General features: G+C 72.8%; 7 protein-coding genes and 1 pseudogene. 7 read left to right on the top strand and 1 reads right to left on the bottom strand.

Going from position 1 to position 8,888, the window contains the following annotated elements:
• Positions 1 to 698: pseudogene (locus ACFOVU_RS27665) on the bottom strand (RNA-guided endonuclease TnpB family protein); the annotation flags it as partial.
• Between the two features lie 405 nt (positions 699 to 1,103).
• Here ACFOVU_RS27665 and infC point away from each other — a divergent pair.
• From infC to pheT, 7 genes are all read left to right on the top strand, one after another.
• Positions 1,104 to 1,736, top strand: a complete 633-nt coding sequence (gene infC / locus ACFOVU_RS27660; RefSeq protein ID WP_378538315.1) for a translation initiation factor IF-3 — start codon at positions 1,104 to 1,106, stop codon at positions 1,734 to 1,736.
• A gap of 189 nt (positions 1,737 to 1,925) precedes the next feature.
• Entirely contained in the window at positions 1,926 to 2,117 is a 192-nt protein-coding gene (gene rpmI, locus ACFOVU_RS27655) for a 50S ribosomal protein L35 (RefSeq protein WP_378538313.1), read from the top strand.
• A gap of 165 nt (positions 2,118 to 2,282) precedes the next feature.
• Positions 2,283 to 2,660, top strand: coding sequence for a 50S ribosomal protein L20 (rplT, locus tag ACFOVU_RS27650; protein ID WP_378538312.1), 378 nt, complete (start codon positions 2,283 to 2,285; stop codon positions 2,658 to 2,660).
• Between the two features lie 18 nt (positions 2,661 to 2,678).
• The gene (locus ACFOVU_RS27645) at positions 2,679 to 3,506 is read left to right on the top strand and encodes a TrmH family RNA methyltransferase (RefSeq protein ID WP_378538310.1); all 828 of its coding nucleotides are present in this window, start codon (positions 2,679 to 2,681) and stop codon (positions 3,504 to 3,506) included.
• A 454-nt stretch (positions 3,507 to 3,960) separates the two neighbouring features.
• Complete coding sequence (locus ACFOVU_RS27640; RefSeq protein ID WP_378538309.1) at positions 3,961 to 5,049, top strand: sensor histidine kinase; 1,089 nt, start codon at positions 3,961 to 3,963, stop codon at positions 5,047 to 5,049.
• Positions 5,050 to 5,170: 121 nt separating this feature from the next.
• Entirely contained in the window at positions 5,171 to 6,289 is a 1,119-nt protein-coding gene (gene pheS, locus ACFOVU_RS27635; RefSeq protein WP_378538307.1) for a phenylalanine--tRNA ligase subunit alpha, read from the top strand.
• Positions 6,289 to 8,811, top strand: coding sequence for a phenylalanine--tRNA ligase subunit beta (gene pheT / locus ACFOVU_RS27630; RefSeq protein ID WP_378538306.1), 2,523 nt, complete (start codon positions 6,289 to 6,291; stop codon positions 8,809 to 8,811). The genes pheS and pheT overlap by 1 nt, the downstream gene beginning before the upstream one ends.
• Positions 8,812 to 8,888: the final 77 nt, after the last annotated feature.

The following is an 8,888-nucleotide window of genomic DNA, read 5'->3' as shown; positions in this document are numbered from 1 at the left end:
TTCGTGCCCTTCTTCTGGAGCTTGGCGCGCAGGGCGAGCTGCCGCCTGCGGTAGCGGTTCAGGCCGCGCCCGGCAGCACGGTAGCCGGTGGAGGCGGTGGCGATGTTGGCGATCCCCAGGTCCACCCCGATGAACGCGTCAGGCTCATACTGCTCCGCCTCGGGCACGTCGCAGGTCGCGGTCAGATAGAACGCGCCGTCGCACTCGATCAGGTCGGACTCGCCCTGGCGGTACTCCATGAGCATCTTCAGCGCACCGGCCGAGCAGGCGAAGCGAACGTTCTTGAGCCTCCCGGCGGTAGTCCAGATCGACACGGTCTGCGCGTCGTAGTGCCACGACAGATTCCGGTCGTCGTAGGGCTGGGCCGCGTCAGGGCGGAACGTGATCGGCTTTGTCTCAGCCTTGGAGCGACGCTGCGAGCCTGGCGGACCGAGGTTCCCGGCGTTGATGTTGGCTTTCAGGGTGGTGTAGGCGTCGCGGACCTTCTTGATCGTGTGCTGGGCGGACTGCGCGCCCAGCCCGCGCGACCTCAACTCCGCGTAGGTGTGCCTGCGCAGTTCGTACTCGCGCGGCACGCCGCGCTCGTAGGCCACCTGCGACACCCGGTTGGCCGCCGCGTTGAGGGCGCGCAGCGTCGCCCCCAAAGCCGACGCCTGTTCCGGCGTCGGCAGGAGTTTCACCCGCACGGCAAGCTTCACGGTCGAACACACTAACGAACGGCACCTCGGTGCGGGACCCGAATCCCACAACTCGTCGATCCGCACCGATCCGAGGACGGCCGGCGGGGCGATTCCTCCCGGGCGTGAACGCCCGGGGCCCTCGCCGGAAAATGCTGATAGAGTGGACTCCTGACCTGATCCGGCGCGTCATGCGCCGGGCACGTAAGCGGAGGTCGATCCTCCCACCTGCCGGGCTCCGACCCGTGCAGGTCCCGGTCGGCGGCGCATCGGCGTCGCCGTCGCCCTTTGCGGGCGGCGCAGGGCGTGGGCGAAGGGCGACCTTCGCCGCCTCGGCGTATTCCGGTGGATCACCCCGCTTGCACTCAGCTGGCGGGGTTTTTCGCGTTCGGGCCCACGGGACCGGGTGACCCCCCACGAACGGCAATTCCGACGAAGCTAGGGAGGGGTCCCATCAGCGCAGAGCCCCGCATCAATGACCGCATCAGGGTTTCCGAGGTCCGTCTCGTCGGACCCAACGGTGAGCAGGTCGGCATCGTGCCCGTGCAGGACGCACTGCGTCTCGCGCAGGAGTCCGACCTCGACCTCGTCGAGGTCGCACCGACCGCCCGTCCGCCGGTCGCCAAGCTGATGGACTACGGCAAGTACAAGTACGAGTCCGCGGTCAAGGCGCGCGAATCGCGCAAGAACCAGTCGAACACGATCATCAAGGAGATCAAGCTCCGCCCGAAGATCGACCCGCACGACTACGAGACCAAGAAGGGTCACGTCGTGCGGTTCCTCAAGGGCGGGGACAAGGTCAAGGTGACGATCATGTTCCGCGGCCGCGAGCAGTCCCGCCCCGAGCTGGGACGGCGCCTGCTGGCCCGGCTGGCCGAGGACGTCCAGGAGCTGGGTGCGGTGGAGTCCGCGCCAAAGCAGGACGGCCGCAACATGGTCATGGTGATCGGCCCGCACAAGCGCCGCTCCGAGCACAAGGCCGAGGCCCGCGCCGCCGCCGGGAACGTCAAGCCCCGCCGCGAGGCGCGCGAGCAGGAGCAGGCCGGCCAGGGGAGCTGACCCCCGGCCGGACGCCCTCGGGCAGGGTCCCACCCGGCGGTGCCGGGGATTCGTACCGCGCTGCCGCGGGTCCGCAAGCAGGCACCCGCGGCGGCGCGAACCGTGTGCCGCCCCTGTGCCGCAGCAGAGCAGATTGCACGCCGCCGATGCCCCGGCGGCGTGCCCGAGCGAGTAGGAGACGACGGCGACATGCCGAAGAACAAATCCCACAGTGGAGCCAGCAAGCGTTTCCGCGTGACCGGCTCCGGCAAGATCATGCGCCGCCGTGCCAACAAGAACCACCTGCTGGAGCACAAGCCGACCAAGCGGACCCGCCGCCTCACCGGTGACGTCGAGCTGGCCCCGGCCGACACCAAGAAGATCAAGAAGCTGCTCGGCTGACGCCGTTCCCCAGTCCACGTCCCACCGGTCCGCTTCGCGGTGCGCACCGCCCGCGATCGGCTCCACCCGGTCGGACGCCCACGTTCCGTACGGCCCGCCGGCCTCGCCGGTCCGGCCGACCGGTCGCGCGGTGATCGCGCACCGGCAACCCACAAGGGAGTTCCAGTGGCACGCGTGAAGCGGGCTCTCAACGCCAAGAAGAAGCGCCGGGTCGTCCTCGAACGGGCCAGCGGGTACCGCGGCCAGCGGTCGCGCCTGTACCGCAAGGCCAAGGAGCAGATGCTCCACTCGATGACCTACGCCTACCGGGACCGCAAGGACCGCAAGGGCCAGTTCCGCCGGCTGTGGATCCAGCGCATCAACGCCGGAGCCCGCGCCAACGGCCTGACCTACAACCGGTTCATGCAGGGCCTGAAGCTCTCCGGCATCGAGGTCGACCGCCGCATGCTCGCCGAGCTCGCGGTCAACGACGAGGCCGCGTTCGCCACGCTCGTGGAGACCGCGAAGCAGGCGCTGCCCGCGCCGTCGCAGGCCGCGGCCTAAGGCCGCGGACGAAGCGCCATGGCGAGCCACGAGTTCTCCAGTATCCGGTCGCCCCGAATCAAGGGGGCTCGTCGGCTCGCCAAACGCGCCTTCCGGCGCCGGGAGAAGCGATTCCTGGCCGAAGGACCGCAGGCCGTGCGCGAGGCGCTGGCCGCCCCGCGCCAGGGGGTGCACGAGCTCTACGCCACCTCCGAGGCGGTGCAGCGCCACGCCGACCTCATAGACGCCGCCTACGCGCGCGACATCCCGGTCAACCGGGTCAGCCTGGAGGTCATGGCGGAGCTGGCGCAGACCGTCACCCCTCAGGGGGTCCTCGCCGTCTGCGACTTCGTCGACGTCCCGCTCTCGGAGGTCGGGGAGGCCCGCCTGGCGGTCGTGCTCTCCCACGTCCGCGACCCCGGCAACGCGGGGACGGTGCTGCGCACCGCCGACGCCGCGGGCGCCGACGTCGTGATCTTCACCGACGCCTCGGTCGACCCCTACAACGGCAAGTGCGTCCGGGCCTCCGCCGGCAGCCTGTTCCACCTCCCGGTCGTCGTGGGGCTGCCCATCGCCGAGGCGGTGGACCACCTGCGCGGCCAGGGCGCCAGCGTTTTCGCCGCCGATGGCCGCGGCGACCGCGACCTGCACGCCGCGGCCGATTCCGGCTCGCTCGACGGCAGGGTCGGCTGGGTCTTCGGCAACGAGGCCTGGGGCCTGCCCGAGGAGACCGTCGCCCTGACCGACGGTGCGGTCAGCGTCCCGATCTACGGCGGCGCCGAGAGCCTCAACCTCGCCACCGCCGCCGCCGTGTGCCTCTACACCACGGCCCGCCAGCAGCGGACGGCCCATCCGCAGAGGGCCTGACGACCGTCCCGCCACGCGGGTACGGCGCCCCGGGCCATGCGTCAGAGGGGTAGCGGCCCGGGAACGGGGCACCCACAGGGGGCCGCCGCATCGGGGGAAACGCCTCTCGGCGCACCCCCGTACCCCGTTTCCCGGACGGACCGTGATCACCGCCGCGGGTGGCCCCAGAAGCCCTCTGTTCGGGCCTTTTGTGTAATTTGTCGGGACTTCCGCGGGTTGCCCGACCACCCTCTGTTGCCGATACGCTCGAGCTCTCATCACCAGGCCGACGTGCGGACCATGCCGATCGCGCATCCCGTCGCCCCCGGCCGGTGTTCCGGAGCGTAGCGGGTGAGTTCGGCGGGTAATGAAGTCCCGGGTGGCACGGGCGATCGATCACGGCGTCGCGATGCCGCGGCCGGCGCCACGCGCGCGAGCGGCGCGGACGGTCACATGAGGGTGTGGGGAGGCGGTCGTGGGCGGCGACCATGCGGGGGATCGCGGCGGCACCGGGCCGGGGAGCGCGAACGGCCTCCTGCTGTCGGCCGAGGACCTGCCCGACGGCGTGATCGTCGCCGATGGCGAGGGCCGCGTGGTGGTGTTCAACCGCATGGCGGCACGGCTGGCGCGCGTCACCGCCGGGCACGCGATCGGCCGCGACTTCCGCGACGTCCTGCCCCTGCACGACTCCGACGGCCGCGACTGGTGGAAGTCCAGCGACCCCTACGGCGGGCTGCGCATCCGCACCCGCCAGCCCGAGCGCTCGCTGTTCCTCGCCGACGGCCGCGAGATCCTCATGGCGGCGCGCTACCTGCGCGACCAGCCGCTGGGCGAGCTGTCCCGCCTCGTGGTCACCCTGCGCGACGCCTCGCACCGCGCCCGCGGCGAGCGCAGCCGCGCCGACCTCGTCTCCACCGTCGCCCATGAGCTGCGGTCCCCGCTGACCAGCGTCAAGGGCTTCACCGCGACCCTGCTCGCCAAGTGGGAGCGGCTCACCGACAAGCAGAAGATCTTCATGCTGGAGACCGTCAACTCCGACGCCGACCGGGTCACGCGCCTCATCACCGAGCTGCTCAGCGTCTCCCGCATCGAATCGGGCCGGCTGGAGGTCCGCCGCCAGCTCGTCGACCTGCCCGACCTCGCCCGCCGCCTGGTCGCCGGGCGTGTCGCGGCGGGGGAGGCCCAGGACCGCTACCGCCTGGAGGTCCACGGCCCGCTGCCCGAGATGTGGCTCGATGCCGACAAGGTCGAGCAGATCATGGCGAACCTGGTCGAAAACGCGGTGCGGCACGGCGCTGGTACTGTCACCATTGTGATCGAGCCGAGCGAGGGAGGAACGGCGGTGTCGGTGCGCGACGAAGGCAAGGGCATCGCGCCCGAAGCCGTTCCGCGCGTCTTCCGCCGGTTCTGGCGCACCAAGCGGCGCGGCGGGACCGGTCTCGGGCTGTTCATCGTCAAGGGGCTGGTCGAGGCCCACGGCGGCGCGATCACGGTCGGCCGCGCACCCAGTGGCGGTGCGGAGTTCCGATTTACCGTGCCCGCCGGCACCCCCGAGTTCGCCTGAGCGGACCCGACCGGGCCACGGCGGGCGGACCTTCGGCTTCCCTATCGGCTTGAGCCCGCTGATCCCGCGGGCCGGAACCACCGTCCTGCCCGCCGAGGGCGGGGCGGCGAGGCAATCAACCATGTCTGCACCCAACAGTTCATACGACCCGGTCGAAGTGACCCCGCTGCATCCCGAGGAGGTCGCCCGGATGCGCGAGGAGGCGCTCGCCGCCATCGCCGGGGCCGCCTCCCTGGAGGGGCTGAAGGAGGTCCGGCTCGCCCACGCCGGAGACCGCTCCCCGCTGGCCCTGGCCAACCGCGAGATCGGCGCGCTGCCACCGGCGGCCAAGGCCGAGGCCGGCAAGCGCGTCGGCGGCGCCCGCCGCGACGTCGCCGAGGCGATCAAGGCCCGCCAGGCCGTGCTGGAGGAGGAGCGCGACGCCCGCGTCCTCGTCGAGGAGGCCGTCGACGTCACCCTGCCCTGGGACCGGGCCCCGCAGGGCGCCCGCCACCCGGTCACGACCATCGCCGAGCGGATGGCCGACATCTTCGTCGGCATGGGCTTCGAGGTCGCCGAAGGCCCCGAGATCGAAGCCGAGTGGTTCAACTTCGACGCGCTGAACTTCCTGCCCGACCACCCGGCCCGCAGCATGCAGGACACGTTCTTCGTCGAGTCGCCCACGGGCGGCGAGTCCGGCCTGGTCATGCGCACCCACACCTCGCCCGTGCAGGTCCGCGCCCTGCTCGACCGCGAGCCGCCGGTCTACGTCGTCGCACCGGGGACCACCTACCGCACCGACGAGCTCGACGCCACCCACACCCCCGTGTTCCACCAGCTCGAGGGGCTGGTCGTCGACGAGGGCATCACCCTGGCGCACCTGCGCGGCGCGATCGGCGCCTTCGTCGAGGGCATGTTCGGCAGCGGCCTGCGGACCCGGTTCCGGCCGTCCTACTTCCCCTTCACCGAGCCGTCGGCCGAGGTCGACATGGAGTGCTTCGTGTGCCGCGGCGCGTCGGTGGGCAACCCCGATGTGCCCTGCCGCACCTGCGGCTCCGAGGGCTGGATCGAGATCGGCGGCTGCGGCGTGGTCAACCCGCGCGTGCTCACCGCCGCCGGCGTCGACACCTCCCGCTACAGCGGGTGGGCGTTCGGCCTGGGCGTGGAGCGGACCCTGATGTTCGCCCGCGGGGTGAAGGACATGCACGACATGGTCGAGGGCGATGTGCGCTTCACCTCGGCCTTCGGGATGGAGATCTGATGCGCGTCCCCGTTTCCTGGCTCCGCGAGTACGTCGACCTGCCCGACGGTGTCACGGCGCGCGACCTCGCCGCCGCGCTGATCGGCGCCGGCCTGGAGGTCGAGACCGTCGACGAGGTCGGCGCGGAGCTCTCTGGCCCGATCGTCGTCGGCCGGGTCCTCGGCATCGAGGAGCTGACCGGCTTCAAGAAGCCCATCCGCTACTGCTCGGTGGACGTCGGCGCCGCCAACGGCACCGGCGAGCCGCAGAACATCGTGTGCGGCGCGCGCAACTTCGCCGAAGGCGACCTGGTCGTGGTGTCGCTGCCCGGCGCCGTCCTGCCGGGCGGGTTCGCCATCGGCGCCCGCAAGACCTACGGGCGGCTCTCCGAGGGCATGATCTGCTCGGCCTCCGAGCTGGAGCTGTGGGAGGACCACGAGGGCATCGTGGTGCTGCCCGAGGGCTTCGCCGAGCCGGGCGCCGACGCGTTCGCGCTGCTGGGGCTGCGCGACGACGTGCTCGACATCGCCGTCACCCCCGACCGCGGCTACGCGCTGTCGATGCGCGGCGTGGCGCGCGAGGCGGCGGCCCTGTACGGCACGGCGTTCCGCGACCCCGCGGACATCGACATCGACGGCACCCCGGGCGAGGGCCACCCGGTCGAGGTCGACGACACCGGCATCTGCTCGCGCTACGTGCTGCGCGGGGTGTCCGGGTTCGACCCCGCCGCGCCCACCCCGCCGTGGATGCGGCGCCGCCTGGCCCTGACCGGCGTGCGCTCCATCGCGCTGGCGGTCGACGTCACCAACTACGTGATGATGGAGACCGGCCAGCCGCTGCACGCCTGGGACCGCTCGAAGATCGACGGCCCGCTCGGGGTGCGCCTGGCCCGCAAGGGCGAGCGGCTGGAGACGCTCGACCACGTCAAGCGGGCGCTCGACCCCGACGACATCGTCATCACCGACTCCTCCGGGCCCATCAACATCGCCGGCGTCATGGGCGGCCTGGCCACCGAGATCGACACGGAGCCCGGCCCGGACTCCGAGTGGGGCTCCACCGAGGTGCTCATCGAGGCCGCGCACTTCGCCGACACCCACATCGCGCGCGCCTCGCGCCGTCACCAGCTGTCCTCGGAGTCCTCGCGGCGCTTCGAGCGCGGCGTCGACTCCGCCGTGCAGGAGGCCGCCGCCACCCGCGCGGTGCGGCTCCTCGCCGAGCTGGCCGGCGCGGTCGTCGAGCCGGGATACACCCTCGTGGCCTCCGGCGGCGCGGCCCCCGCGCCCATCGAGATCGCCGCCGGCCACCCCGGCGACGTCGCCGGGGTGCCGTATTCGCGGGAGACCACCGTGGCGCGGCTGCGGCAGGTCGGCTGCACGGTCGAGGGCGACGGCGACCTGCTGCGGGTCACCCCGCCCACGTGGCGGCCCGACCTCACCGACCCCAACGACCTCGCCGAGGAGGTCATCCGCTACGAGGGCTACGAGAACATCCCGGCCATCCCGCCGCGCGCCCCGGCCGGCCGCGGGCTCACCCCCGGCCAGCGGCTGCGCCGCTCCGTCGGGCGCTCGCTGGCGGGCGCCGGGTTCACCGAGGTCCTCAGCTACCCGTTCACCGGGCAGCGCGACCTCGACGGCCTCCAGCTCGCCGAGGACGACGACCGCCGCACCTCGCTGAGACTGGCCAACCCGCTCAACGACGACGAGCCGCTGCTGCGAACCACGCTGCTGCCCGGGCTGTTCAAGGCCCTCGCCCGCAACGTCGGCCGCGGGTTCCCCGATGTCGCGCTGTACGAGATCGGCCAGGTCTACCTGCCGCGCGCCGGTGCGCCCGGAACCGCGCCCATGCTGCGCGTGGACCGCGGTCCCACCCCCGAGGAGCTGGCCTCCCTGGAGGCCGCGCTGCCCGAGCAGCCGCGCCGGGTCGCCGCCGTGCTGGCCGGCGCCCGTGAGGCGGCGGGCTGGTGGGGGCAGGGCCGCGCCGCGACCTGGGCCGACGCCATCGAGGCGGCCCGGGTCGTCGGCCGCGCGGCCGGTATCGAGCTGCGGGTGGCGGCGGCGCAGCGCGCGCCGTGGCACCCGGGCCGGTGCGCCGTGCTGTCGGTGGCCGACGGCGGGGTGGAGCGCACGGTGGGCTACGCCGGTGAGCTGCACCCGCGTGTCGTGCAGGCGTTCGGCCTGCCGCCCCGTACGGTCGCCATGGAGGTCGGGCTCGACCCGATCGAGGAGGTACGGACGGTTCCGTCGGCTCCGGAGATCTCCACCTACCCCGTGGCGGTGCAGGACGTCGCCCTGGTGGTCGACTCCGGTGTGCCCGCGGGCGACGTCGAGGCGGCGCTGCGCGCGGGGGCCGGCGGACTGCTGGAGAGCGTGCGGCTGTTCGACGTCTACACCGGCGAGCAGATCGGTGAAGGGCGTACGTCGCTCGCCTTCAGCCTGCGTTTCCGGGCCGCCGACCGCACGCTGAAGTCCGAGGAGATCACGGCGGCGCGCGACGCCGCCGGGGCGGCCGCGGCCGAGCGGACGGGCGCGGTTCTGCGCGGCTGACCCGGCAGGCGCCGCGGCACCCCGCGGCCGCGCCGCCTCCCGCCCTCCGAGGGCCGGAAGCGGCGGGGCCGCGGCCG

The sequence above is a fragment of the Nocardiopsis sediminis genome (assembly GCF_042650565.1).
Taxonomy (GTDB): Bacteria; Actinomycetota; Actinomycetes; order Streptosporangiales; family Streptosporangiaceae; genus Nocardiopsis_B; species Nocardiopsis_B sediminis.
The sequence above is the reverse complement of the archived record's forward strand: the minus strand, read 5'-3'. Positions and strand labels throughout refer to the sequence as shown.